22 protein-coding genes and 1 other RNA gene are annotated in these 25297 nt (G+C 53.7%); 13 read left to right on the top strand and 10 right to left on the bottom strand.

Annotated features, from left to right (window positions below; genetic code table 11):
• The first annotated feature begins 13 nt into the window (after nt 1–13).
• On the top strand, nt 14–2011 hold the full coding sequence (locus OLX77_RS13155) for a class I adenylate cyclase domain-containing protein (RefSeq protein ID WP_307634099.1): 1998 nt from the start codon (nt 14–16) through the stop codon (nt 2009–2011).
• Between the two features lie 28 nt (nt 2012–2039).
• Nucleotides 2040–2318 carry a thioredoxin family protein gene (locus tag OLX77_RS13150; RefSeq protein ID WP_307634098.1) on the top strand — a complete coding sequence of 93 codons (279 nt, stop codon included), beginning with the start codon at nt 2040–2042 and terminating at the stop codon, nt 2316–2318.
• On the opposite strand, the gene OLX77_RS13145 is transcribed toward OLX77_RS13150, so the two are convergent.
• Both OLX77_RS13145 and OLX77_RS13140 read right to left on the bottom strand, forming a co-directional pair.
• The gene (locus tag OLX77_RS13145; RefSeq protein ID WP_307634097.1) at nt 2312–3070 is read right to left on the bottom strand and encodes an ABC transporter permease; all 759 of its coding nucleotides are present in this window, start codon (nt 3068–3070) and stop codon (nt 2312–2314) included. The two genes, OLX77_RS13150 and OLX77_RS13145, sit on opposite strands and share 7 nt — an antisense overlap.
• A gap of 102 nt (nt 3071–3172) precedes the next feature.
• On the bottom strand, nt 3173–4138 hold the full coding sequence (locus OLX77_RS13140; protein ID WP_307634096.1) for an ATP-binding cassette domain-containing protein: 966 nt from the start codon (nt 4136–4138) through the stop codon (nt 3173–3175).
• Between the two features lie 343 nt (nt 4139–4481).
• Here OLX77_RS13140 and prxU point away from each other — a divergent pair, with 343 nt between their 5' ends.
• From prxU to OLX77_RS13105, 7 genes are all read left to right on the top strand, one after another.
• Nucleotides 4482–5198, top strand: a complete 717-nt coding sequence (gene prxU, locus OLX77_RS13135; protein WP_307634095.1) for a thioredoxin-dependent peroxiredoxin — start codon at nt 4482–4484, stop codon at nt 5196–5198.
• A gap of 144 nt (nt 5199–5342) precedes the next feature.
• Complete coding sequence (locus OLX77_RS13130) at nt 5343–5768, top strand: NifB/NifX family molybdenum-iron cluster-binding protein (protein WP_307634094.1); 426 nt, start codon at nt 5343–5345, stop codon at nt 5766–5768.
• Nucleotides 5756–6694, top strand: a complete 939-nt coding sequence (locus OLX77_RS13125; protein ID WP_307634093.1) for a nucleotide-binding protein — start codon at nt 5756–5758, stop codon at nt 6692–6694. Before OLX77_RS13130 ends, OLX77_RS13125 begins: the two co-directional genes overlap by 13 nt.
• Nucleotides 6691–7572, top strand: coding sequence for a P-loop NTPase (locus tag OLX77_RS13120; RefSeq protein WP_307634092.1), 882 nt, complete (start codon nt 6691–6693; stop codon nt 7570–7572). Before OLX77_RS13125 ends, OLX77_RS13120 begins: the two co-directional genes overlap by 4 nt.
• A 64-nt stretch (nt 7573–7636) precedes the next feature.
• Nucleotides 7637–8851 (top strand): cation diffusion facilitator family transporter, encoded by a 1215-nt coding sequence (locus tag OLX77_RS13115; protein ID WP_307634091.1) that lies wholly within the window; start codon nt 7637–7639, stop codon nt 8849–8851.
• Complete coding sequence (locus tag OLX77_RS13110) at nt 8844–9902, top strand: Mrp/NBP35 family ATP-binding protein (protein ID WP_307634090.1); 1059 nt, start codon at nt 8844–8846, stop codon at nt 9900–9902. Before OLX77_RS13115 ends, OLX77_RS13110 begins: the two co-directional genes overlap by 8 nt.
• An 80-nt stretch (nt 9903–9982) precedes the next feature.
• The gene (locus OLX77_RS13105) at nt 9983–10930 is read left to right on the top strand and encodes a radical SAM protein (protein ID WP_307634089.1); all 948 of its coding nucleotides are present in this window, start codon (nt 9983–9985) and stop codon (nt 10928–10930) included.
• Nucleotides 10931–11070: 140 nt separating this feature from the next.
• On the opposite strand, the gene OLX77_RS13100 is transcribed toward OLX77_RS13105, so the two are convergent.
• Complete coding sequence (locus OLX77_RS13100) at nt 11071–11349, bottom strand: reverse transcriptase domain-containing protein (protein ID WP_307634088.1); 279 nt, start codon at nt 11347–11349, stop codon at nt 11071–11073.
• 148 nt (nt 11350–11497) lie between these two features.
• Here OLX77_RS13100 and OLX77_RS13095 point away from each other — a divergent pair, with 148 nt between their 5' ends.
• The 3 genes from OLX77_RS13095 to OLX77_RS13085 all read left to right on the top strand — a co-directional run bounded on the left by OLX77_RS13095 (nt 11498) and on the right by OLX77_RS13085 (nt 17734).
• Nucleotides 11498–12484, top strand: a complete 987-nt coding sequence (locus tag OLX77_RS13095; RefSeq protein ID WP_307634087.1) for a serine O-acetyltransferase — start codon at nt 11498–11500, stop codon at nt 12482–12484.
• A 233-nt stretch (nt 12485–12717) separates the two neighbouring features.
• The gene (gene nifJ, locus OLX77_RS13090; protein WP_307634086.1) at nt 12718–16263 is read left to right on the top strand and encodes a pyruvate:ferredoxin (flavodoxin) oxidoreductase; all 3546 of its coding nucleotides are present in this window, start codon (nt 12718–12720) and stop codon (nt 16261–16263) included.
• Nucleotides 16264–16498: 235 nt separating this feature from the next.
• On the top strand, nt 16499–17734 hold the full coding sequence (locus OLX77_RS13085) for an LL-diaminopimelate aminotransferase (protein ID WP_307634085.1): 1236 nt from the start codon (nt 16499–16501) through the stop codon (nt 17732–17734).
• A gap of 168 nt (nt 17735–17902) precedes the next feature.
• Here the strand turns inward: OLX77_RS13085 and OLX77_RS13080 are convergent, their stop codons facing one another.
• Nucleotides 17903–18898, bottom strand: coding sequence for a GlxA family transcriptional regulator (locus tag OLX77_RS13080; RefSeq protein WP_307634084.1), 996 nt, complete (start codon nt 18896–18898; stop codon nt 17903–17905).
• A gap of 208 nt (nt 18899–19106) precedes the next feature.
• Here OLX77_RS13080 and OLX77_RS13075 point away from each other — a divergent pair, with 208 nt between their 5' ends.
• The gene (locus OLX77_RS13075; RefSeq protein WP_307634083.1) at nt 19107–19511 is read left to right on the top strand and encodes a hypothetical protein; all 405 of its coding nucleotides are present in this window, start codon (nt 19107–19109) and stop codon (nt 19509–19511) included.
• Nucleotides 19512–19676: 165 nt separating this feature from the next.
• Here the strand turns inward: OLX77_RS13075 and tyrS are convergent, their stop codons facing one another.
• From tyrS to OLX77_RS13050, 6 genes are all read right to left on the bottom strand, one after another.
• On the bottom strand, nt 19677–20888 hold the full coding sequence (gene tyrS, locus OLX77_RS13070) for a tyrosine--tRNA ligase (protein WP_371877516.1): 1212 nt from the start codon (nt 20886–20888) through the stop codon (nt 19677–19679).
• A gap of 92 nt (nt 20889–20980) precedes the next feature.
• Nucleotides 20981–22540, bottom strand: a complete 1560-nt coding sequence (rny, locus tag OLX77_RS13065) for a ribonuclease Y (RefSeq protein ID WP_307634081.1) — start codon at nt 22538–22540, stop codon at nt 20981–20983.
• A gap of 494 nt (nt 22541–23034) precedes the next feature.
• Nucleotides 23035–23216: non-coding RNA, 6S RNA (ssrS, locus tag OLX77_RS13290), on the bottom strand.
• A gap of 12 nt (nt 23217–23228) precedes the next feature.
• Entirely contained in the window at nt 23229–23510 is a 282-nt protein-coding gene (locus OLX77_RS13060; RefSeq protein ID WP_307634080.1) for a cell division protein ZapA, read from the bottom strand.
• A 60-nt stretch (nt 23511–23570) separates the two neighbouring features.
• Nucleotides 23571–23888 (bottom strand): cell division protein ZapB, encoded by a 318-nt coding sequence (locus OLX77_RS13055; protein ID WP_307634079.1) that lies wholly within the window; start codon nt 23886–23888, stop codon nt 23571–23573.
• A 243-nt stretch (nt 23889–24131) separates the two neighbouring features.
• Nucleotides 24132–25154 (bottom strand): bifunctional UDP-N-acetylglucosamine diphosphorylase/glucosamine-1-phosphate N-acetyltransferase GlmU, encoded by a 1023-nt coding sequence (locus OLX77_RS13050; RefSeq protein WP_307634078.1) that lies wholly within the window; start codon nt 25152–25154, stop codon nt 24132–24134.
• Between the last annotated feature and the right edge of the window lie 143 nt (nt 25155–25297).

The following is a 25297-nucleotide window of genomic DNA, read 5'->3' as shown; positions in this document are numbered from 1 at the left end:
AACGACCCGCCCTATGGAGACCACACCGGAAACCGGCACAAATACCTTCCAGCAAAAGATAACCCGCTACCTCAAGTATAACGAGGAACGCAAGGCCAAGGCGCTGCTTTTCAACCCCAACCAAGGCAATCTTCTGCTCAAGGTGCTTCCTTATCTGCTGCACAGCAACTATCCGGACCTTCCCGGCTTTATCGATGATGCGACCTGTCCCTATGGCATCCATCGCTTCAACCCGACGGAAGAATTGCCCCACGAGCTCTTTCGCCGTTATTTCCCCAATTCAAGCGCCATGCGGCAGGACAGACCCTCCCCTTTCCATGACAAACCGTGCATCCATTCCCTAAAAACCATCGGCAGCATCGGGACCATCGCCCAATCGACGATTTCCGACTGCGATTACTGGGTCAGCATCCGCAAGGAAGAGATTGGCAAAACAGGGCTGCAACTTTTAGAGGCGAAATGTAAGGCCATTGAAGAATGGGCGATGAAACGAGGCTCGGAGGTGCACTTCTTCCTGGTGGATATAGACCAGACCAAGGCAAACAACTTCGAATCCGAAACGGACGAGGAGTCGGCCGGCTCTGCCATCAAACTCCTGCTCAAGGATGAACTCTTCCGTACCCATATTCTCGTAGCCGGCAAGATGCTCCTCTGGTGGTTTATCCCCCCGGGTCTTACCGAAGGCGAATACCTGAACTTTGTCCACAATCTTGTTTCGCGCAACAAGATCCGCGCCAATGACTTTGTTGATCTCGGCTATCTTTCAGACATCCCCAAATCAGAGATTTTCGGGGCCTGCCTCTGGCAGATGAACAAGGCGCTGGACAGCCCGTTCAAGTCGGTCATCAAGTTTGCCTACCTCGAACTTCTCCTGCGCGGGGAAGCGACCTCGCTCCCGCTCTTCTCGGACCGGGTAAAATGCTTGGTAACCTATCCGGAAAAATTGGCCGAGGCGGAACAGGGCGTCATGGACCTGGCCGAGATCGACCCATACATCCTGCTGGCCCGAGACATCATCGCTTTGTACTCGCAAGAAAAAGGGGAAAAGAAACGGGCCACCCTGATCCAGGAATGCCTCTTTCTCAAGACCCTTGAGGGATTTGAATCACAAAAAAACACCAAATTCGGCCAGACCAGCCACCTCAAGGCAACCATGGCCATGATGCAGGCCTGGCATCTGCTCCCGGAAAATTTCACCCATTTCCTGCGCTTCCGCGATTGGAAGTACAAAGAACTCATTGCCTTTGGCGCCAAGGTCCACGATTATCTCATCGAAACCTACAAAAGGCTGCGCTGGATCTTTAAAAGCTTTGGCCCGGACACGGGCTTGACCATCACCGAGCGGGACATCTCCATTTTAGGGCGCAAGCTGTTCACCTTCTATGAACAGAAAGAAAGCAAGATCGACTACATCCGCAGCGTTTCCCGCGACCTGATGGTGCAACGTCATATCACCATCCATATCACCAAATACGAAGGCGAGTTTCACTACTATGCCTTTCAGGGCCAACTTGACCACGAAACAGTAAAAAGCAACGTGGACTCGGTGATCAAGCGGGAAAACAACCTGATCCGGCTTATTCTCTGGCTCCTGGTCAACGGCATCCTTTCCTCCAAAAGCCAGCTCCATCTGACAAAAAATTTCCTGCCCATCGACCTGGTGGATATCCAGAAACTCACCGAGCTGCTGATCAAGACCTTTCCCATCATTCATTTTTCCCGCATCTCCCCGGCAAACCTGCTCAAGCGGGAAACCGTGCTGCGGGCGCTGGCCATCGTCAATTTTGAAAAGGAACCGGTAAAAGGATCAAAAACCCTGAAATCGACCATGATTACAGAAAACAGCTACGGCGAATATTTCATCCAGGAGTACACCACCGCAATTCAGCTCAAAAACGCGATACGCACCCTGCTCACCCAGCATTATGTGAGCCGCTGGAATAACAACCTGGAGATTTTCATCCCGCCGCAGGAGGAACAAAGCTATCTCCGGACCCTCCTTGAACGATAATCCCCAAGCAAGAACCGCAACGAGCACCATGAGAATAGAACTCTACCGCACCATTCTCTGCCCGCGCTGCCTGCTGGTAGGCCGCTCCCTCAAAAAGATCGTGGAACAACACTCCCCGCAGATCGAACTTGAGGTTATCGAAGTTGCCACCCATCTGACGCAGACCCGCCAAGCAGGGATCCGAACCGTACCCGCCATCAAGATCGGCAACGATATCCTCACCGGTCTCATCCTCACTCCGCAAAAGATCCGGTGTTTTATCGAGCAACACCTGCAGGATGACAACTCAGCCACCACCGGTCACTGAATCAAACGCCGCCTGACAAGATAACCGGCCAGCCAGACCGCGCAGCCAGTGGCCAGGAGCGAACCAAGAATTTTCCACAGAATCGGCTCGGTGAACCTGCCATAACAGAAGATGCGGGCCAGGCTGACAATGGGCGTCAGCGGTAGCAGCTCAAGAAGATTCCTGACGGGCGGCGCCAGGCTTTGGATCGGGAAGAAAATCCCGGAAAAGAGAAAGAGCGGGGTAATGACCAGTGAGATGAAGTAGTTGAAAAAATCATAATTTTTCGCCAAGGCAGTCATGATCAGGCCACAGGCGGCAAAAAACATCCCGGAAAGAAAAAGCATCGGCAGCAGGGCAACAATCCAGGGGGAAGGAACCACGCCAAAAAGAGGCAAGGCCAGCAGCATGATGATTCCGGATAAAACCCCCTTACTCGCCCCCCAGACAATCTCCCCCAAGACCAGATCCACAACGCCGAGGGGGGTCATCAGAATGGCCTCGTAGGTTTTCTGCACCGTCAGCCGGGTATACGAACCATAGGTGGTTTCCAGGGCCGCGCTGTACATCCCCGCCGAGGCAACCAGTCCCGGGGCAATAAACTGCAGGTAGCTCAACCCTTCCATCGGCGCCATATCCCTGCCAAGACCATAGCCCATGGCCACGAGAAAAAGCAGGGGCTGGCCGAGATTGCCGATCAGGCTCGCCAGGAAATGTTTTTGCCAAACCCGCCCGTTGCGCAGCCAAATTGTGAAGAAAGAAAATCCGTTCATGATTGTCGAAATTGTAACAAGCCACAATTACGACGGAATTGATTTGTGGCTTGCATCTTTATTTTCATGGATCTTTGACCCCTTTCTTTTTTTCACGAACGGTTATGTTTCCCTCAAGGACCTGCCGGTAAGCTGAATAAAAAGGTCCTCCAGGTTGGCCGGACGTCGGATCCAGCTCCCGGTTTGCCCCACCACCTTTTCCACGCGGGAACAATCCTCCCGGGCATAAACATACAACTTGTCGCCCACCCTTTCCTGCGTGGCATTGCACTGCCTGAAGGAAACCGCGAGCGCATCGAGCTCGGCCGCAGTTCCATCCACCTCAAAAACCTCCACCCCGACCAGATCCGTGATGAGCTGTTGCGGTTCGCCCTGGACCACGACCTGACCATGATCCAGGATCAGCACCTGCTGGCTCAACCGAGCCACCTCGTCGAGATAATGGCTGGTCAAGAGCATGGTGGTCCCCTGGGCCTGAAGAATCGACAGACGGTCCCAGATCAGATGCCGGGCCTGGGGATCAAGACCGATGGTGGGCTCATCAAGAATCAAAAGCTCCGGCTCGTTGATCAGGGCGCGGGCCAAGAGAAGCCGACGACGCTGGCCGCCGGAAAGATGTTCGATGATCTCATCGCGCCGGTTGTGCAGGGCGAAAAAATGCAGGAGTTCGTCAACCCGCTGGCAGGCCAGACGGCGCGGAATCCGGAAATAGCCGGCATAGATGCGGAGATTCTCTTCCACGCTCAGGTCCGGGTCAAGGCTGTCCGCCTGGGGGACAACGCCGATGCGCCCCTTGATCTGCCGATGGAAGCGCGGCGCCTCCAGATCAAAAATCCGAATCTCGCCACCGTTTTTTTCCACCAGGCCAAGGAGCATGTTGATGCAGGTGGTTTTCCCGGCCCCGTTCGGGCCGAGAAAGCCAACGCACTGGCCCCGTTGGATGGAAAAAGAGATATTATCCACCACGAGCCGCTCACCGAACCGCTTGGTGAGGCCGGTCACGGAAACGACTGTCTGGCTGCCAGGGGCGGCCGGTATTGATTCTGGTTGGGAGATTGCCTGGAACATGGAGCCACTATACCCGATGTCCCTCTGTTATTCCATAACCCATCCGAATGATGGCAGGGATTGCGGCAACTCCAATTTCCAGTACCATACAAAAAAAGAAGCATTTGTTAACGTGGTCTGACCCGAATGACCCGAAGGGCACTATTAGGTGATTCAAGAATACTCTCCCCTTCTCCGCCTCCCTTGGCGCCTCCCTCCCCTCTAACTTGGCAAGGAAAACTTGCAAGTTCTGTTACTATCCTTTTTCTGATAGGCTAAAAATAACTCCTTATTCAGCTGCATTTGTTGACCTGGAAACACCAGACAAAAAAAAGGTCCATCAACCACTATAAGGGAGGTGCCTATGAGTGAAGAACTAAGCGTCGGATGTGCCCGCCCCACGGGAGGGCCGGTTGGCGAAGAAGCCGGCCCGAAAGAGCAAACTGAAAAAATTGTGGAGGAAAAGCGAATGATAATGGTCGGACAGAAAGCTCCCGATTTTGAAGCGCCGGGCTACCATAACGGCAAATTCATCAGCATGAAACTTTCAGAAAATCTCGGTAAATGGACGCTCCTCTGTTTTTATCCAGGGGATTTCACCTTTGTCTGAGCTACCGAGCTTTCCGCAGTTGCGGAAAAATATCCCCTGTTCAAGAAACTTGGCGTCAACGTGCTTGCCATGAGCATTGATTCCATGTTCGTCCACAAAATGTGGAACGACAACGAGCTTTCCAAGATGGTCAAGGGCGGCATCCCTTTTCCCATGCTTTCCGATGCAGGGGGACGCGTAGGAAAGGTGTACGGCATCTATGACGAAAACGCAGGGGTTGAGACGCGCGGCCGCTTTATCATCGACCCGGATGGGGTGATCCAAGGCTACGAGGTTCTCACCCCGGCGGTGGGCCGCAACGTTTCCGAAACCATCCGCCAGCTCCAGGCCTTCCAACTGGTCCGAAAAACCAAGGGCGGCGAAGCGACTCCTTCCGGCTGGCAACCGGGGAAGCAAACCCTGAAACCAGGCATCAATCTGGTTGGCAAGGTGTGGGAAGAGTGGACCACGAACATGGCCTTTGACAAATAGGCAAACCGAAGCACGGCTACGGTTTGCTGGAGAGAGGCGCGGCTCTTCGCTGTGCCTCGCCTCTCTCGATGCATATCCCACAGTGGGGAATGCCGGATGATCTCCTGCCGCAATAATCTGAGCACGCCATGAGGAGGGTTACTCATGAAACTGTGTATCACCGCCACTGGAAAAAAATTATCCGCCCGTGTCGACCCCAGATTCGGCCGGGCACCGTACTTTTTACTGATTGACACGGAGACTCTGAGCTGTGAAGCCATTGCCAATCCGGCTAGCGCCACGGGGCAGGGAGCGGGAATCAAGGCTGCCCAGCTCCTGACCGACAGAGGAGTTGCGGCGGTGCTTACCGGCACGGTCGGCCCCAATGCCGTTGAGGCGCTGCAGGCGGCCAGGATCAAAACCTATGAAGGTGTTGATCCCGGCGATACTGCGCAGGAGGCGATTGACAGATTCAAGCAGGGCAAGTTCAGTGCCTCATCCGCGGTGAGCCCTCGGGGCGGTTGCGGCCAAGGACTCGGGTTCGGCAGGAAAGACGGACTGGGCCGAGGCTGGGGCAGATGCCGGCCGTAACAAAACTGGCGCCGGAGATCATCACCGCCTTTCAGCAAAAGAGTTTTACCACCCCGATTCTGGGGGTGACCAGCGGCAAGGGCGGGGTCGGCAAAACAACGGTAGCGGTGAATCTGGCCTGCAGCCTTGCCGATCACGGCTACAGGGTGGCGCTGATCGACGCCGATGTCGATGCGCCCAATGCCGCCCTTCTGCTCGGCATTTCCCTGGAAAACCCCGAACCCGTCTCCATCGGCATGCCGGAGGTGAATACAGAGAGATGCACAGGCTGCGGAATCTGCATCGAAGCCTGCCGCCTCAATGCTCTCTTTCTCCCGAAAGGCGGGACTCCCCTGCTTCTGGGACAGTGCAATGGCTGCGAGGCCTGTTTTCTGGTCTGCCCGGAAGATGCCTTTACGCGCAAGGCGCGGATGGTAGGCAGCACCTATTGTTCCGCATCTTGCGGACTGACCCTCTTCACCGGCGAATTGACCCCCACGGCCGAGGAAAGCGCCGGCGTTGTCAAAGCCCTCAAGGCCAGAGCCTTCCGTCAGGCCGCGGAATTCGACCTGTTCATCGTCGACACCTCGCCCGGCACCCACTGCAATGTCATCTTTGCCCTGGAGGGTGCCGATCTGGTACTGGCAGTCACCGAATTATCGCCCCTGGGCGCCCACGATCTTGAACTGATCCTTTCCCTACTCGATATCTTTGCCATCTCCAGCCGGGTGGTGGTGAACCGGGCCGAACCTCCCGGCACAGCCGAACAGATATATGCCATTGCGGCACATCACCATACGCGGGTACAGGCAACGCTCCCCCTCGATGACAGCCTGGTCAAAAGTTATGTGGAAGCCACCCCTCTGATACGAATGTCTCCGCAAAGCCCTTGCGCCTTGATTTTTTCCGAGCTGGCCCAGACCGTGGCGAAGGAGCTTGCAATATGAAGGAAATCGTTGTCCTCAGCGGCAAGGGCGGGGTCGGCAAGTCGGTGCTCACCGCCTCCCTGGGCTGGCTTCTTGGAGGAAAACACAGGGTGACCCTGGCGGATACCGATGTGGACGCCCCCAACCTGCATCTTACGCTCGGAGCAGAACTCCAGACCAGCCGGGAGATCAAGACCTCGGAAAAGGCCCTGATCGATTATGAAAAATGTTTGCGCTGCCTGCAGTGCCAAGAGGTCTGCAGGTTTTCGGCCATTATCGGCACCGAATCGCCGCTGGTTGTCCCTTATTCCTGCGAGGGATGCGGCGCCTGCGCCATTATCTGTCCGGCGCAGGCGATAATCATCGACAAGGTGGTCAATGGCAGAATCAATGTATTTTCCACGAAGCGCCTGGTTGTGGTTGCCGGGGAACTCCATATCGGGGAGAGCAGTTCCGGGCTGCTGGTCGATATGGTCAAGGAAACGGCCAGGAAAAAAGCGGAACAAACCGGGGCGGAAATCCTGCTGATAGACGGCCCTCCCGGCATCGGCTGTCCGGTGATTGCGGCGGTAAGGGGGGCCAACTATGTGATGGCCGTTACCGAACCGACTCCCGCGGCCCTGCACGATCTTGATCGGGTGATCCAGGTTATCCGGCACTTTCATGTGCCGGTGGGGATAGTCATCAACCGTGCCGGGCTCCATGACGCCAGCAAAAATGCCATTTACCGCTATGCCGAGGAAAACAATCATTCCATCCTGGCAGAAATTCCCAAGGACAGAATGGTCACCCAGGCCATTGTCGATGGCCGGCCGGTGGTGGCGGCCTATCCCGACGCTCCCTCTGCCAAGGCGATCAGAAGGCTGACGGAAAGAGTGCGCGAAGAAATCATGCTCTAGGAAGAGGTTGCGCCCAATCGCGGCAATGCGACATGCGGACGGCGTTGCCGCCCGGAGGTCGAAGATGGAAACCACCGAAAAAACCGCCTTCCTCTCCATCCTGACCAATCTTTTACTGGTGGCCATCAATACAGGTCTGGCCGTGGCCACCGGCAGCCTGGCCATCAAGGCGAGCGCCATTCACTCCTTGTCCGATATTGTCTCCTCGGTCATTATTCTGCTGGGCATCAAAATCTCCCAGCGCTCCAGCCCGGATTTTCCATACGGCCTCTACAAACTGGAAAATCTGGTGGCCCTGACCTCCTCCCTGCTGATCTTCTATGCCGGTTATGAGATCTGCCGTGAGGTTTTCGGCGGATCCCAACCGCAAATGGAAGCAATTCCCCTGGCTGTTCTCGGCATCATCCTGAGCATCCTCATCAACTGGGCCTTTTCGCGGTACGAACTGAAAAAAGGAGAGGAAACCGGCTCGCCAAGCCTGATTGCCGACGCAAGACATAACTGGACCGACACGCTCTCCTCCCTGGTCATTCTCTGCGCCCTGATCGGCGATGCCATCGGCTTTGCCATCGACAGGTATGCGGCCCTCATCGTGGTGGCGTTCATCGCCCGAAGCGCCTTTGCCATCTTTCTTGGTTCGGTGCGGGTTCTGCTCGATGCCTCCCTCGATTATCCGACCCTCAACCGAATCAGGGAAGTTATCCTTGCCGACCCAAGGGTGTCGGCGATCAATGAGATCTGGGCCAGAAACGCCGGCCGCTACAAATTTGTCGAACTCGATCTCTCCTTCAATATCAGGGATCTGGGCAAAGGCCACGCCCTGTCGCAGGAACTTGCCGGCCAAATCAAAAAGGAAATCGAAAACATCGACCGTATTTTGATCCACTATCAGCCCCATCCCCGGGATTATATGACCATCGGCACCCCCCTGGCCGACGACAGACTGAGCATTTCCGAACATTTCGGCGAGGCGCCCTGCTTCAAGCTGATCACCGTGTACTTGCGCGACGGCACCATCACGGAAGAGCACCTCCTGCAAAACCCCTTCCTCCAAGAAGAAAAAGGCAAGGGCATCAAGGTAGCCCAATGGCTGCTGCAAAACAGGCTCGATGTTCTGGTGGCAAAAAGACCGCAGGAAGGCAAGGGACCGGGCTATGTTTTCGGCTCTGCCGGAGTCGAAGTGCTGCTCACGGAGGAAACAGAGGCGGACAAGGCGCTGGTCTTAGCCAAAAAAGAACTCCATATTCCTATTCCCGAGGGAGGGGAACGAGATGATTGAGGAAAAACAGGTCCGCCAGATTCTGCAGACAGTGAAGCACCCCAAGACCCAAAAATCTTTTCTCGACCTGGGACTCATCCGCGACATCACTGTTGCGGGAGATACGGTCTCTCTGACCCTGGCCCTGAAAAGCGAGAGCTCGCCCCTGCGCAAGGGTCTTGAAAAACAAATCGACTCGTCCCTTCGCGCCCTGCCCGACGTAAGCCATGTCCGGATACAGGTAGCGGAACTGAGCCGGGAAGAGTGGGAGAAGATCTTTCCGCCTCCGGTCTACCAGGGGATTTCCCAGGTCAAACAGATCGTGGCCGTGGCCAGCGGCAAGGGCGGGGTCGGCAAAACCACGGTGGCGGTCAACATTGCCTTGGCCCTTGCAGGACAAGGATTGCGGGTTGGCCTGATGGATGCCGATATCTATGGGCCCTCGATTCCGATTATGCTTGACCTGACTGGCACGCCGGAACCAGGGCCGGAGGGAATGATCCTGCCCCTGGAAAAGTACGGCCTGAAAATCATGTCCTTGGGAATGTCTTCCCAGCAGGGCGAAGCCTTTATCTGGCGTGGGCCCCTGGTGGCCAAGATGATCGGCCACCTTTTGGGCAACGTCCGGTGGGGGGAACTCGATTACCTGGTCATCGACCTGCCTCCCGGCACCGGCGACCCTTCCATCACCATTGCCCAGGCCATCCCCCGCTGCCGGATTCTGATGGTCACCACGCCCCAAAAATTGGCCCTGGCCGATGTCCAGCGGGCCATCGACCTGTTCCGCAAGTACAACCTTACTATCATCGGCCTGGTGGAAAATATGGCCTATTTTGTCAGCGAACCCGGGGCCGTACCCCTGAACATCTTCGGGCAGGGAGGCGGCAAACAGCTCAGCCGCGAATATGACCTCCCCCTGCTGGGCGCCATCCCTCTCGACCTCACGATCAGAAACTGCGAAGACCGCGGCCTGCCCCTGATGGTGGCGGAGCCGGAATCAGCGGTCGGGGCTATTTTCCAGAGCATAGCCGCCATGATCAGAAAGGCTCCGCGCGCCCCGGATTACGCCTGACTTCCCAATGCATGGCCCCTGCGCTTGAGCATGATGGTTTTGCCTTTGCTAACGTATTTCAGATAAAAAAAGGAGAGGGGATGAACGATGCCATGATTACCTTCGGCCCCGTCGCCTCCAGGCGGCTTGGCAACAGTCTCGGAATCAACAATATCAGGCCCAAGGTCTGCACTTACTCCTGCGTTTACTGTCAGGTGGGCCGCACCTTGCAGATGGAAATCGAGCCCCGCCATTTTTTTGAGCCGCCGGAAATCCACGCCCGGACAGCGCGACGCCTGGCAGCGCTCACCAGCCAAGGGGGCGTGGTGGATTGCCTGACCTTTGTCCCCGATGGCGAACCCACGCTGGACAGCCGGATGGGAGAAGCCATTGAACAGCTTCAGGCTTTGGGAATAAAGATCGGCGTCATCACCAATGGTTCCCTGCTCTGGCGGCCGGAGGTGCGCCAGGCCGTGGCCAAGGCCCAATGGGTTTCGGTGAAGGTCGATTCCGTCGATCCCCGTTGCTGGCGCAGGATCAACCGGCCGCACCCCAAGTTGCGGCTTGAGGAGGTATTACAAGGGATCGAGGCCTTTGCCCGGGATTTCACCGGGGAGCTGGTAACGGAAACCATGCTCGTCGCCGGCCTAAACGACAAACCGGACAACATACGGGCAGTCGCGGATTTTCTCGCAAAAATACAACCGGCCCGAGCCTATCTTGCCGCACCGATTCGCCCGCCAGCGGAAAAATGGGTCCGGACTCCCGATGAATCCGTTATGGCCGCAGCCCATCACCTGTTTACGGAAAAATTGGCGCAGGTGGAGTATCTCCTCGGCTTTGAACAGAGCTGCGCTGTTGTCGGCGATGATCTTGCCGAGGAGATACTCGGCATCACCGCGGTCCACCCATTGCGGGAGGAGACCGTGTCCTCCCTGCTCAAGGCGCGAAAAAATGGGAGGCAGATACTCAACGAGCTGCTGAAGAGCAAAAAACTCATCCTTGTCGAGTATGAAGGCCACCGGTTTTTGGTGAGAAAATTGCGATAGTGGAAATGTCCCACCCAACCCCGCAGCATGCCGTTGACCTCGTTAACAATCCACTCAAGGGGCATGACAGTTCTTTCCCTCTTGCTCATCGTGTGATCCGGTCCTTGTCTTCGTCGCGTTCAGGAGCAGTTCCAGCCGCGTCAGGATCTGCCGCAGAACTTCCATCGCCGCCGCAGAACTTCCATCGCCGCCGCAGACCTGCCTTTCCGGCATAGGACCACAATATCGTCGGCATATCTGACGATTCGAGCGCTAAGTCGTACTTGCAGGCCACGCCGCTCCCATATCCTGTCGAGAATGTGCAGGTAGAGATTGGCAAGCAGAGGCGAAATCACCCGGCCCGGCGGAGTGCCTTTGCGGTTGTCCTTGGCGTCTGCGCCGTTTTGGCGGCGGCAAGCCTCCTGTTTTTCATCTTCCATCTTCGCCCTGCCACCTGAAGATCCCACTTAAAACACCAGATAATTTCAGGGAATTCTTGAGGGAACAACAAATCGTTGTTACTGTTTCAATCCATATTCCGCTGTTTATTCTTTTCCTGTTTTTTTTGTAAAAACCGGAGGACACACCGTGCCCCAGACGAAAAAAATCCCCCTTACCCAGAACGAAGCCTGCCCCAAGGAGCATCCGACCACCTCCGATTTTCGGAGTCGGCTTCCGCAGATAGTCGATCAGGTGGTGGACACCTGTTACAACAACGCCTGCTTTGAACACGTGGAAGCAGAACCCCTGCCCAGCCGCCAGCACATCATCGACATCCTGGAATCCTGCCGCGACATCCTCTTCCCCGGTTATTTCCGAAACCAAGGCATCGACCGGATCAGCCTCAAATACCAGTTGGGCCTGGAGATCTCCGGTCTTTACGAAAAACTGACAAGGGAAATCACCAACGCCATTCGGCACGAGTGTCTTCGCCACGACATAAGCTGCCAGCATTGCGAAGATACTGGCAAGGAAAACGCCTTCAAATTCGTCAATTCATTGCCTGCCCTGCGGGCGATTCTTGCCACTGACGTCCGTGCAGCCTTCGAAGGCGACCCTGCCGCCGGCAGTTTTGACGAAATCATCTTCAGCTATCCCGGCATCTACGCCATCATGGTGTATCGGGTCGCCCACGAGCTGTATGCCCTCGGGGTTCCCATCCTGCCACGGATCATGAGCGAGCATGCCCACAGCATCACCGGGATCGATATCCATCCCGGCGCCACCATCGGCGCCTCGTTTTTCATCGACCACGGCACCGGCGTGGTTATTGGCCAGACAAGCATCCTCGGCCAGCGGGTTAAACTGTATCAAGGCGTGACCTTAGGAGCCTTGTCCTTCAAGAGGGACGACTCCGGCGATCTTGACCGCCAGAGCAAACGCCATCCTACCATTGAAGACGATGTCACCGTGTATGCCGGCTCCACCATCCTGGGAGGGGATACCATCATCGGCGCCAGATCGGTCATTGGCGGCAACACCTGGCTCACCCAGTCCGTCCCGCCGGACACTAAGGTCTTGCTCAAATCCCAGGAACTCATCATAAAAACCGCGCAAAACCAGCCGCTAAAATAAAAACTGGATATTCTTGAAAACTTCGTTTAGATTGTTGAGTTCAGCAAGAATGACAGACGGGCAGATACTTTTAACCCCTCGTATTTATACGTAAAGAGCTGCCTGTGATTTTGTTTTTTCCCTGTCAATAACAACGTTATTTTGGCCGCAGCCATTTTTGCTTCGCGCACAACGGGGTGCGGCCCTGAAAGTTTAACCATTAACAACCCAATCGAATGGAAGGAGATGAGTCTATGTCCCGGAAAATGGTCACCATTGATGGTAATCAGGCATGCACCCATGTGGCCTACGCCACCAGCGAGATCATCACGATCTATCCCATCACCCCCTCTACTCCCATGGCGGCGGAGTCCGATACCAAGTCAGCCTCCAAGCAGGAGAATATCTGGGGCTCCATTCCGGTTGTGACCCAGATGCAGTCCGAGGGCGGCGTTGCCGGTGCCCTGCACGGCAGCCTGACCACCGGTGCGCTCTGCACCACCTTTACTGCCTCCCAAGGGCTGCTTCTGATGGTACCCAACATGTACAAGCTGGCCGGCGAACTGACCCCGACCGTCTTCCATGTCACCGCCCGCTCCATTGCCTGCCAGGGTCTTTCCATCTTCGGTGACCATAGCGACGTCATGGCCACCCGCCAGACCGGCTGGGCCATGCTGTGCTCCCAGAATGTTCAAGAATGTCAGGACATGGCGCTGATCTCCACTCAGGCCGCGCTGCAGAGCCGCATCCCCTTCATGCATTTCTTCGATGGCTTCCGGACCTCCCACGAGATCCAGAAGATCGAGCAACTCACCCATGACGACATGCGCAAGATGATCGACGAGGATCTGATCCTCGCCCACCGTGAGCGCGGCCTCTCTCCAGACCGGCCCATGATGCGCGGCACCGCCCAGAACCCGGATGTGTACTTCACCGGCCGCGAAACGGTGAACAAATTCTACGCCGCGACTCCAACCATCGTTCAAAAAACCATGGACAAGTTTGCCAAGCTCACCGGCCGCAAGTACCATCTCTTTGATTACTACGGCTCTCCGGATGCCGAGGACATCATCATCATGATGGGTTCCGGTGCCGAGACCGTTACCGCCACGGTTGAGCATCTGGCCAAGAAAGGCAAGAAACTCGGTCTGGTCGTTGTCCGCTTGTTCCGCCCCTTCGACTCAGCCGCCCTCATCAAGGCCCTGCCCAAGAAGGTCAAGCGCATCACCGTGCTCGACCGTACCAAGGAGCCCGGTGCTGCCGGCGAGCCCCTTTATCTTGACATCCGCGCCGCAATCGGCGAAGCGGTGGAAGCGGGCACCCTCAAAAAATCCCCCAACATTCTGGGTGGCCGTTACGGTCTTGGCTCCGCCGAGTTTACCCCGGCCATGGTCAAGGCGGTGTTTGATAACATGGCCGCCAAAAAGCAAAAGAACAACTTCTGCGTCGGTCCCGATGACGATGTGGCCAAGACCAGTCTCAAGTACAACCCCTCCTTCGACATCGAAGGCAAGGATGTCTACCGGGCCATGTTTTACGGCCTCGGCGCGGACGGCACCGTGGGCGCCAACAAGAACACCATCAAGATCATCGGTACCGAGACCCCGAACAACGCCCAGGGCTACTTTGTTTACGACTCCAAGAAGTCCGGCTCCATCACCACCAGCCATCTGCGTTTCGGCAAAAACAAGATTGTTGCCCCGTATCTGATCAACAAGGCGAACTTCGTAGCCTGCCACAACTTCACCTTTCTTGACAAATACGACTTGCTGGGCAACCTGGAAACCGGCGGCACCTTCCTCCTGACCACAACCTTTAATAAGGACCAAGTCTGGAAACAGCTCCCATCCTCGGTCCAAAAGGATCTGATGGAGAAAAAGGCCAAATTCTATATCATCGATGCCATCACCCTGGCCGAGGCCATCGGCCTGGGCGCCAGAATCAACATGATCATGCAGACCGCCTTCTTCCTGATCTCCGGCATTCTCACCAAGGCCGAGGCCATCAAGGCCATCAAGGATGCGATCAAGAAGACCTACGGCAAGAAAGGCGACAAGGTCGTCAACATGAACTACGGTGCGGTGGATGTGGCCGTAAACAATATTGTTGAGGTGAAGATTCCCAAGACCGCAGGCGGCCACGAAAGGCCGCCCGTTGTTCCCGCGGATGCTCCGGCCTTTGTCAAGGAGGTCACTGCCAAGATGATCGAGGGCAAGGGCGACCAGGTCAAGGTCTCCCAGATGCCCTGTGACGGCACCTGGCCCACCGGCACCACCCAGTACGAGAAGCGCAACATTGCGGTGCATGTGCCCGAGTGGCTCCCCAAAAACTGCATTCAGTGCGGCCGCTGCTCCCTGGCTTGCCCCCATGCCGCCATCCGGATGAAGATCGTCAAGAGTGGCGACCTCAAAAAAATGCCCAAGAGCATGAAGAGCGTTGACGCTGTCGGCGCCCAGTTCAAGGGCAGCAAAACCATCATTCAGGTCTTCACCGAAGACTGCTGTGGCTGCACCCTCTGTGTCGATGCCTGCCCGGCCAAGGAAAAGGCCCTGAAGATGATCGAAAACAGCGAAAAGGTCCGCACCCAGGAAATTCCCAACGTCAAATACTTCCTGAACCTGCCCGAGGTTGCGAACAAGGAAATCGATCCTTCCACCGTCAAGGGCAGCCAGTTGCTCCGGCCCATGTTCGAGTTTTCCGGGGCCTGTGCCGGTTGCGGCGAAACCCCCTACATCAAGCTTGCCACCCAGATGTTCGGCGACCGGATGCTGATTGCCAACGCCACGGGCTGCTCCTCAATCTACGGCGGCAACCTGCCCACCACCCCCTACTGCAAGCGGGCCGATGGCCGCGGGCCCGCCTGGGCGAACTCCCTGTTCGAGGACAATGCCGAATTCGGTCTTGGCATGCGCAATACCGCCAACAAATTCGCATCCCAGGCCGCCGAGTTGCTGGAAAAGGCGGTGGCTGAAAAACTCATCACCAAGAAGATGGCGAGCGAGCTCACCACTGCTCCCCAGAAAACCCAGGACGAGATCGAAGCCCAGCGCGGCCGGGTTGCCAAGCTGAAAGAGGCTCTTGCCGGCAGCAAATCGCTCATCGCCAAACGGCTTCTGCCCGTGGCGGACTACCTGGTTAAAAAATCCGTCTGGATCTTCGGCGGTGACGGCTGGGCCTACGACATCGGTTACGGCGGTCTGGACCACGTGCTGGCCTCCGGCGAGAACGTCAACGTCCTGATCATGGATACCGAGGTTTACTCCAACACCGGCGGCCAGATGTCCAAGTCCACCCCGCGCGCAGCCACGGCTCAGTTCGCCGCCGGCGGCAAAAAGATGCCGAAGAAGGATATCGGCATGATCTTCTCCACCTACGGCAACGTCTATGTGGCCAAGATCGCGCTGGGTGCCAACCCGAGCCAGGTGGTTAAGGCGTTTGCCGAAGCCGAGGCGTACGATGGCCCCTCTCTGATCATCGCGTATGCACACTGCATCAACCACGGTATCAACATGGCCAAGGGCTTTGACCAGCAGAAGAAAGCGGTGAACTGTGGTCACTGGCCTCTGTACCGTTACAACCCCGAGCTGGAAGAACAGGGCAAGAACCCCTTAACCATCGACAGCAAGGCGCCGTCCATTCCCTTTGCGGAATACGCCTTGAACGAGAACCGTTACCGCGCTCTGAAGATGATGAATCCGGAGCACGCTGACGAACTCATGGCGATGAGTCAAAAGGATGTAGAAAAAGCCTGGAAATTCCTGGAAGGCCGGGCCAAGGCTCTGGAGCCGGAAAAGAAATAAAACATGGCTTGACCAAGTCTTGTTTGGGAATCCTGCCTTGCCTTGCAAGGCAGGATTTTTTTATAACTAGTTAGCAGCACCACATCTGCGTTGTCATCGGCCTGCTCATGTGCAATAGCACACTTCGCAGACCTCTTCCTAGCATCTGCGGCACTGCTACCTAGTTACATTCCGTAATTTTCGTTCCATTACGGAATCAAGCTGAAGAGTTAAGCTTTTTTACGCAGGAGGGAACATGACCTTAATAAATGAAAACTATCTCAAACTGAAAGCAGGCTATCTCTTTCCGGAAATCGGCCGCAGGGTAAAAGCTTTTACCGATGCCAATCCCGAGGCCAAGGTGATCCGCCTGGGTATCGGCGACGTAACCAGACCCCTTGCCCCGGCAGTCATCAAGGCCTTCCATGACGGGGTGGACGATCTGGCACGGGGAGAATCCTTCCACGGCTACGGGCCGGAACAGGGGTACGATTGGCTGAGCAAGATCATCATTGAAAAATCATACAAGCCGCTTGGCGTAGAGCTCATGCCGTCGGAAGTCTTCATCTCCGATGGTTCCAAATGCGACAGCGCCAATATCCTCGACATCCTGGCCTTGGATAACAAGGTCGCCATCTGCGATCCGGTCTATCCGGTGTATAACGACACCAATGTCATGATCGGCCGGAGCGGCGAAGCTGACGACAAGGGATACTACGAGGGGCTGGTCTATATGCCCTGCACCGAGGCTAACAACTTTGCCCCTGCCCTCCCCAAGGAAGAGGTTGACATCATCTACCTCTGCTACCCGAACAACCCCACCGGCATGGTAGCCACCAGGACTGAACTGAAAGCCTGGGTTGACTATGCCAACGCCCAAGGCTCGCTCATCTTCTTTGATGCGGCTTACGAAGCATTCATCAGCGAACCGGGCATCCCCCACTCCATCTACGAGATTGAAGGGGCCAAGACTTGCGCCATCGAATTCCGCTCCTTCTCAAAAACTGCGGGTTTTACCGGGGTGCGCTGCGGCCTGACCGTTATTCCCGAGCAACTGATGGCCCTTACCAAAAGCGGCGAAAAAGTTGCCTTGAACAAACTCTGGAATCGCCGGCAATCCACCAAATTCAACGGAGTCTCCTATCCGGTACAGCGGGCTGCGGCTGCAGTCTATTCTGAAGAGGGCTGGCCCCAGGTGCAGGAAACCATTTCCTTTTACATGGAGAATGCTCGTCTTATTCTGGCAGGACTCAAAGCGGCGGGCATCACTTGCTATGGCGGGGTCAACGCCCCCTACATCTGGCTCAAAACACCGGAAGGCATGAAAAGCTGGGATTTCTTCGATAAACTGCTCAATGAATGCCATGTGGTAGGCACGCCTGGCAGCGGCTTTGGCCCCAGCGGCGAAGGATATTTTCGGCTCTCTGCCTTTGGCTCACACGAGAATGTGCAGGAAGCGATCCAGAGAATCCAACAGAAATGGGGCAAATAAGGTGCCGGTTTGCATGACACCAGAGCAAGGCGTCACTTCGGTGTCTTGCTCTGGATATCGTCACCGCGAAAAAATGTTCCGCACTGAAAATGCCTTACCATGCGCCAAACAGAGATCCCTACCATACCCAAATCGACACGGTGACGCCTGAAAGACAAATCCCATCGATCATGAATCGGACATATTGATAATGCGCTGAAACTTCCCGCGATATTCCGTAGGTTTCAGCCCGGTATATTTTCTGAACACCCGCCGGAAAAAACTGCTGTCCTCGTAACCCACCTTGTAACTGATCTCGTCAAAGGTCTCCCTGCCTGACTCCAGCATCTTTTTAGCCTGCTCCACCCGCACCCGCTGCAGGTAACTCAACGGCGTATCGCCGGTAGCCGCCTTAAAGCGCCGTTCCATAGTCCGGCGGCCCATGCCGTTGCGGCCGGCCAACACTTCAATATCGATCTCTTCGGGAAACTGCTCTTCAAGAAAATGCTGGCAACGCAAGACGGCATCATCTTTGTGGTTACGCTGAAAACGAAAGGGCATATAGGGTGCCTGGGAAAATCTCCCCATATCATGCGCCAGGGCTTTACTGCATTCCACCGCCACTTGATGACCGCAGTACTTCTCCACCAGATACATGGCAAGGTCAATGCAGCTGCTGAAAGACCCCGAACAAAAAATATCACCGGCATCGGTGATAAGCTTTTCCGGCTTGAGAATCACCTTGGGATAGAGTTGGCGAAACTCTTCCGCCACCGCCCAGTGCGTTGTGGCCTCCCTGCCGTTGAGCAGGCCGGTCAGGGCAAGGACAAAGGAACCGGTGCATATGCTGGCCAGGTGGGCACCCTGCTCGTAGTGGCCAATCAGCCAGGGAATCACCGTATTCCCGTGTTTGGCCAAGGAATTTTCGATATTAAACACCGCCGGAACAATGATAAGATCTGTCTGCGTGATATCCCGGATAGCGGTATGCGGCTGTAACGGCAGGTTATTATTACAGATAATCGGCTTTCCGGAGATGGTCGCAATCTCCACCTCAAAAAATGGAAAAACGCTCTGCCCGAAAATTTTATTCCACAAAACTCCGGCATTGGTGAACACATCCATGGGGCCGGTAATCGTTGTCGCCGAGGCCCCATCCAAGGCCAAGATTGTAACCTTCTTCATTGCACCCCCTTGCTGGACGTCTAGTCACAACCCATGATGCACCAAACATCTGCATGAGACAATAGCTTTTTCAGGCAAAACAACGCACTGACGGATTCAACCCCTTCATTGTCGCTAACGACACTGTTCAAGATCAGGCACCTCTGTCTATACTCTAGAGAAGGAAGGAAAGAATAACTACTTTTTTTGGAGAAAAGGAGAAAACACTATGCGCCACCGACAGCTCTTTCTCAGTATTTTAATGGTCTCAGTTCTTTTTACCGCTTTTTCATTGCCAGCCGAGGCAAAAGATCTCAAGCGCTACGATAAAGGCACCGACAGCTGCCGCATCCTCGGGGGGGATAGCATGTGGTATGGCAAGGGACGCCATCTGTGGGCGGATCGGTGCAAAAGCTGTCACACCCGCAAGAATGACAAGGGCGCGCCCTATCTCAATGCCGAATCCATACCCCCGCGTGGCTGGAACCGGGTTTTTTACCAAAGGTACCCCCTGTGCGCCAAACAGGGGGCATGGGATGGGATAACGTTGGAAGATCAACTGGCGATCAACGATTTTCTCTGGCGCTATGGGGCCAATACCTATGACCCATACGATGAAACCAAATGCGGTTGATAGAATTTTTTCTCCTGGGTCAGGAGAAATAGCGCTTCACCATGACAGAGCCTAAAAAAAAGACATCCTCTCCTGCGCTAAAACAGAGAGGATGTCTTTTTTTATCTCTTGAAAAGAACAACTGAAAAAATCACTTTTCTTCAAGAAGAAAGGATTCAATGTATTCTACACAAAGAGCACCCGGCAAAAACGACGCTTGCCCACCTTCAGCAGCACTTCACCTTCACCCTTGACCATACATTCAACATCGCTCACCTTCTCGCCGTTCACCGTCACCGCGCCCTGCTGGATCATACGGCGCCCCTCGCCGCTACCCTTGACCATCCCCGCATCAACAAGGAGCTTGGGCAACCACACCCCCTCAGAAGCAGCAGACAGGGTGAGTTCCGGCATATCCTCCGGCAGTTCGTGCTGGCTAAAAACCCGCTCGAAATTCTCCTCTGCCTGACGGGCTATCTCCGCGCCATAAAAGCGAGCGGTCAATTCCCGGGCAAGCTGCTGCTTGATGGCCTTGGGGTGCGCCTTGCCTGACGCCATCTCATCTTTGAGCCGGAGAATTTCATCGGCGGCAAGATCACTCAGCAACTCGAAATAACGGAACATCAAGCCATCGGAAACCGACAGGGTCTTACCATAGATGTCATCGGCCTTTTCGGTGATACCGATATAATTCCCCAGGGACTTGCTCATCTTGTTGACCCCGTCGAGGCCTTCAAGCAAAGGCATGGTGATGACCACCTGGGGTTCCTGGCCCCAGACCCGCTGCAGATCGCGGCCCATGAGCAGATTAAAGAGTTGGTCGGTGCCGCCAATCTCCACATCCGCCTTGAGCGCAACAGAATCGTACCCCTGGATCAGAGGATAGAGAAACTCGTGGATGCTGATAGGCCGTTCATTTTCAAAACGGACCTTAAAATCCTCACGTTCAAGCATGCGCGCCACAGTAAGTTGCGAGGCAAGCATGATAAAATCCTTGGAAGTGAGTTTGTTCAGCCAAGTGCTGTTAAACACAACTGTAGTTTTCTCAGGATCGAGAATCTTGAAAATCTGCTCTTTATAGCTCTCGGCATTTTTTTCAACCTGCTCCACCGTCAAAGGCTTGCGGGTCTCGGATTTTCCGGTCGGATCTCCAATCATCCCGGTAAAATCACCGATCAGAAAACAAATCTCATGGCCGAGATCCTGAAAATGCTTCAACTTCTGGATAAGAACGGTATGCCCCAAATGGAGATCCGGAGCGGTCGGATCAAATCCTGCCTTAATTCTTAAGGGAATACCGGTCGCTTGCGACTTTTCCAATTTTTTGACGAGATCTGGCCTGGAAATAACGTTGACCGCCCCGCGCTCTATCAGCTCAACCTGTTTTTCAATTGATATTTTCATGTGGTGGCCACGAATTGATGCTCAAGCAAAAAAAAAGCTGATGGGCTCCATACAAGCAAGGATCCCATCAGCTTTTCAGAAAGTTATTATTTAGCGTATTCCACTGCCCTGGTTTCCCTAATTACGGTCACTCGAATCTGGCCGGGATAGGTCAACTCCTGCTCGATCTTTTTGACAATATCTTTGCTCACGATCATTGCCTCTGCATCGCTAACCACTCCGCTGTTGACAATAATACGAACCTCTCGCCCGGCTTGAATGGCATAGGATTTCTCAACGCCCTTGAAGGAGTTGGCAATCTTCTCCAGATCCTCAAGCCGCTTGACATACGACTCCAGCATTTCCTTGCGTGCCCCAGGGCGGGCGCCGGAAAGGGCATCCGCAGATTGAACAAGCACATCAAGGATTCCATCCGGGGCAATATCTTCATGATGGGCGGCAATGGCATGCACAATAACCGGGGACTCGCCATACTTTTTAGCCAAATCCGCGCCAATGCTGGCGTGCGAACCTTCAATTTCATGATCAACAGCCTTGCCGATATCATGCAACAATCCCGCCCGTTTTGCCCGCTTCACATCAACGCCAAGCTCGGCCGCCATAACGCCGCACAGAAATGCGACTTCCAAGGAATGCTGCAGGACATTCTGACCATAGCTGGTTCGGTACTTAAGCCGGCCGAGCAACTTGATCAACTCCAGGTTAACGCCATGTGCGCCCACATCAAAGGTTGCCTGCTCTCCGGCCTCCCGCATGGTCACTTCGAGTTCTTCGCTCACCTTTTCTACAATCTCTTCGATTCTCGCAGGATGAATACGTCCATCGGTAATCAACCTTTCCAGAGACTGACGGGCCACCTCACGCCGCACAGGATTAAAGCCCGAAAGGATAACTGCTTCCGGGGTATCATCGATAATGATATCAATCCCGGTGGCTGCTTCAATCGCCCTGATATTCCGCCCTTCACGACCAATAATTCGCCCCTTCATCTCTTCATTTGGCAAGGGGACGACGGAGACGGTTTTTTCCGCGACATAATCACCCGCATATCGAGAAATAGCCAAGGCAATGATATCCTTTGCCTTTTTATCAGCAATGATCTTTGTTTCGTTTTCGATCTTGACCACCATCTTGGCGGCTTCCATCCGTGCTTCACTTTCGATACTGTCCGTCAGCTGTTTTATTGCTTCCTCGCGAGATATTCCGGAAATTTTTTCAAGTTGGACGCGCTGTTCTTCAATAATTAGATCAATCTCTTTTTGCCGGCGAGCGACAACTTCTTCTTCTCGGGCAAAGGCTTGTTCCTTTTTCAGAAAATCCATCTCCCGTTTGTCAAGAAAATCCATTTTCCTTTCAATCTGTTCAAGCTTCTGAATGAATTTCTTCTCTTCTTCAAGAACATCCTTTTTAAGCGCTTTAATCTCCCTTTCAGCTTCTTGCTTGAGAGCAAAAGCATCGTCCTTACTTTGCAGGAGCGCTTCTTTTTTAATTTGCTCTGCTTCAGCCAGGGCATTTTCGATAAGCTTACGCCCCTGTGCCTCAAGGTTCTCCGTGCGATCTTCAAGAAATTTCTTACGCACCAAAAAGCCAAGGCCAACCCCACTGCATATGCCAAGCACGATCGCTAATATTATCTGTACAGTCACGGAGACAACCTCATGTCGAATTTATCTGAAAAACACGCACTGTTCCCTTTGGGAAACATATCGTGATTATACCTAAAATAATGGGAAGGAATATTGCAAAGTTTACGGTCAGGCTAACAACATAAGCCGCAATCCCTTATTTATGCAGGGAAAGGGGATCAGGAGGAAACAACAACGGAAAGGAAAAACTGCTTCAGGGGAAATCTCTTGTTTGACACAACTCCTCAAACGACTATTTGTTTCACAATTTCAATATGATATCTCTCAATATGACCGGAGAGTTTTTTTTGTCGTATGATGACAACAAGGAACCTGAAGCACAATCCTACGTACCGTTCCCTTTTGGGAAAAGACGGTACTCACTTTCGTTCTCGCATCCTCTTTATGGGTAGAATAACCGTTTCAGCTTTATTCTCTCTACCCATAAACCTTCACCATGCAATATTATCTAAATGCCCCAACGCTATCCTGCAGGGACAGAATCAGCAACAAACAAATCCCCCGCCATAGAAGTGTCAGGATATGACATCGAACCTAACTGAGTTAGGTGGGCGGTACCTGTGTTCCCTTAAAGGAATTCCACCTAAATGGATTCCATCCCAGAAACAGCAACGTCGCCCTCAATTTAAATATTGGCTCGAGACACTCTCCTAAATCACTAACAAGGCAGGGGAAAACACTGCACCGTCTAACAATTCTTTTCTATTTTTTCACTCAGAAGAATAATTTTTTCTTCGACCCGTTGCTTATATTCTTCGTATTCCCTTTTCATCTTCACATACTTGCTTGCGATATTCAAGCTGGTTAAAATGCCGATCTTATTTGCTGGCAAAACATGCTGAGACGCTTGCCCAACATTTTCCAATTGCATTTTTACCAAAGACAAAATTTCCTGCACATCTTTTTCCGGGGCATCTGTATAAAGCGGATACTCCTGGCCAAGCACTTTAAATGTGACCAATCGTTCCACAATGCACCATAGTTAAAAGGGTTAACAGAATAAATCCCTGAAAGCAATATATTTCCACTATCAGTCGCCCACCAGGACTCCTTGGACAGGCTGAGAAGGGCCCTTGCCAAGAGCATTCGCTGCAGAAGCGGGAACAACCTCTATTGCCCCAGCTTTTTCCCACTTCTCAATAGAGCCGAGCAAACCTGATACCCGTTGATGGATACTCTGCTTCTCCTCCTTCAACCGCTTGACCTGCTCCTCAAGTTCTTTCTTGTCCTGTTCCAGGCGCACGATGTCGGCTTGCAATCGCACCTTGTCCCCCTGGACTGAATCGAGATTGTTCAACATTTTCTCGACGTTACTCTCAAGCTTCTTCAAATCTTCCTCATACTCCATACAGAACTCCTCTCACCCAAAACAAGGCGAAATGAATAGAATTTATTTAGAAAAGCCCACCCCGCGAGCCAATGGCTTGAGGTAGCAAGCCAAAAAAACTAGTTCAAGCAACTGCTCATTAAGCAATGAAATTTACTCCTTCGGAAAAACGAAAGTCAAGCCCTTTATCTCGGACGAGAGAAGGACTATTTGTGTTATAAGGTAAAATAAACCGCTCCAGTGATTAACGCGTCTTTACCTCTATTAACGCGTCTTTACCTCTATGGTATGAGGCGCAACTGTACACCAGGCAGGAATATTGCTCTGCTGCAAATGAGCAAAAGAGCCAATCCGCGCAGAATCCCCAATCATACAGTCACGTATCTTCACAAATGAGTCAATGCACACCCCAGCGCCAATGGTACATTTCCCGGTCAGGGAAGTGTAGGGATATATCACCGAATCTTTTCCGATTATGACGGTTTTTTCGATGGTAACAGATTCTGGCTGGATAAGGGTAACCCCAGATTCCATAAGTGCGTGGAGATAACGCCTCTGCAAAACAGTATGTGCTTGCGACAGTTCGCGCCGTGAGTTTACCCCCAAAATTTCCTCACTGTCCGAACAACAAAACTTGTGAACGTGCACCCCATCGCCAGTGGCAATCCCCACAATATCGGTAAGATAAATCTCACCCTGCATATTATCAGTACCGACTCTTTTGAGAGAATCGAATAAAAAAGTTGCCTCGACACAATAAATACCGGCGTTTATCTCTTTGATCTCTTTTTGTTCACGGGTAGCATCTTTTTCTTCTACTATCTTTACAATATTTCCGTATTCGTCGGAAACAATCCTTCCATAGTTGCTTGGATCCAACACCTTGGTCGTCATCACCGTTAATTGAGAAGCACTTTCGACATGAGCCTGGAGGAACTGCCGCAACGTCTCAGGCCTGACCAGAGGGGTGTCTCCACAGAGGATAAGGACATGGCCCTTATGCTCCCGCAAATCACCCTCGCAGGCGAGAACCGCATGCCCTGTACCGAGTTGTTGAGACTGATGGACAAATGACAGGGGATACCCCCGGAGAGATTCTTCAACCAGACGATGCTGATGGCCGGTGACAACGATATTTCGGCCAAGAGATATGGCCTGAAGCACATCCACAACATGGTGTATCATTGGAGAAAAAAAAGCTTCATGGAGCACCTTCGGGCGATCGGATTTCATCCTGGTGCCCTTCCCGGCTGCCAATACAAGACCAACAACAGAAGAAAACTCCATAGCCACTCCTTCCCGCATTCGATATGGTTGTGTAACCGCGCACAGACCATACCCGAGATTTTGGCAAAAAAAAACCCTTCCTTTTGAGGGGAAGGGTTTTACTACAAAAAAAGAATCGGCGGCGACCTACTCTCCCACCAAGC

Origin of the sequence: Thiovibrio frasassiensis, assembly GCF_029607905.1 — a bacterium.
Lineage (GTDB): Bacteria > Desulfobacterota > Desulfobulbia > Desulfobulbales > Desulfurivibrionaceae > Thiovibrio > Thiovibrio frasassiensis.
The sequence above is the reverse complement of the archived record's forward strand: the minus strand, read 5'-3'. Positions and strand labels throughout refer to the sequence as shown.

Coding starts and splice junctions, on each gene's coding strand:
- OLX77_RS13100 (WP_307634088.1), bottom strand. CDS start 11,349: ATGGAAGATGAAAAACAGGAGGCTTGCCGCCGCCAAAACGGCGCAGAC.
- OLX77_RS13145 (WP_307634097.1), bottom strand. CDS start 3,070: ATGAACGGATTTTCTTTCTTCACAATTTGGCTGCGCAACGGGCGGGTT.
- OLX77_RS13080 (WP_307634084.1), bottom strand. CDS start 18,898: ATGAAGAAGGTTACAATCTTGGCCTTGGATGGGGCCTCGGCGACAACG.
- OLX77_RS13115 (WP_307634091.1), top strand. CDS start 7,637: ATGGAAACCACCGAAAAAACCGCCTTCCTCTCCATCCTGACCAATCTT.
- nifJ (WP_307634086.1), top strand. CDS start 12,718: ATGTCCCGGAAAATGGTCACCATTGATGGTAATCAGGCATGCACCCAT.
- OLX77_RS13085 (WP_307634085.1), top strand. CDS start 16,499: ATGACCTTAATAAATGAAAACTATCTCAAACTGAAAGCAGGCTATCTC.
- OLX77_RS13150 (WP_307634098.1), top strand. CDS start 2,040: ATGAGAATAGAACTCTACCGCACCATTCTCTGCCCGCGCTGCCTGCTG.
- OLX77_RS13120 (WP_307634092.1), top strand. CDS start 6,691: ATGAAGGAAATCGTTGTCCTCAGCGGCAAGGGCGGGGTCGGCAAGTCG.
- OLX77_RS13105 (WP_307634089.1), top strand. CDS start 9,983: ATGAACGATGCCATGATTACCTTCGGCCCCGTCGCCTCCAGGCGGCTT.
- OLX77_RS13110 (WP_307634090.1), top strand. CDS start 8,844: ATGATTGAGGAAAAACAGGTCCGCCAGATTCTGCAGACAGTGAAGCAC.
- OLX77_RS13140 (WP_307634096.1), bottom strand. CDS start 4,138: ATGTTCCAGGCAATCTCCCAACCAGAATCAATACCGGCCGCCCCTGGC.
- OLX77_RS13055 (WP_307634079.1), bottom strand. CDS start 23,888: ATGGAGTATGAGGAAGATTTGAAGAAGCTTGAGAGTAACGTCGAGAAA.
- OLX77_RS13050 (WP_307634078.1), bottom strand. CDS start 25,154: ATGGAGTTTTCTTCTGTTGTTGGTCTTGTATTGGCAGCCGGGAAGGGC.
- OLX77_RS13075 (WP_307634083.1), top strand. CDS start 19,107: ATGCGCCACCGACAGCTCTTTCTCAGTATTTTAATGGTCTCAGTTCTT.
- OLX77_RS13125 (WP_307634093.1), top strand. CDS start 5,756: ATGCCGGCCGTAACAAAACTGGCGCCGGAGATCATCACCGCCTTTCAG.
- OLX77_RS13130 (WP_307634094.1), top strand. CDS start 5,343: ATGAAACTGTGTATCACCGCCACTGGAAAAAAATTATCCGCCCGTGTC.
- OLX77_RS13155 (WP_307634099.1), top strand. CDS start 14: ATGGAGACCACACCGGAAACCGGCACAAATACCTTCCAGCAAAAGATA.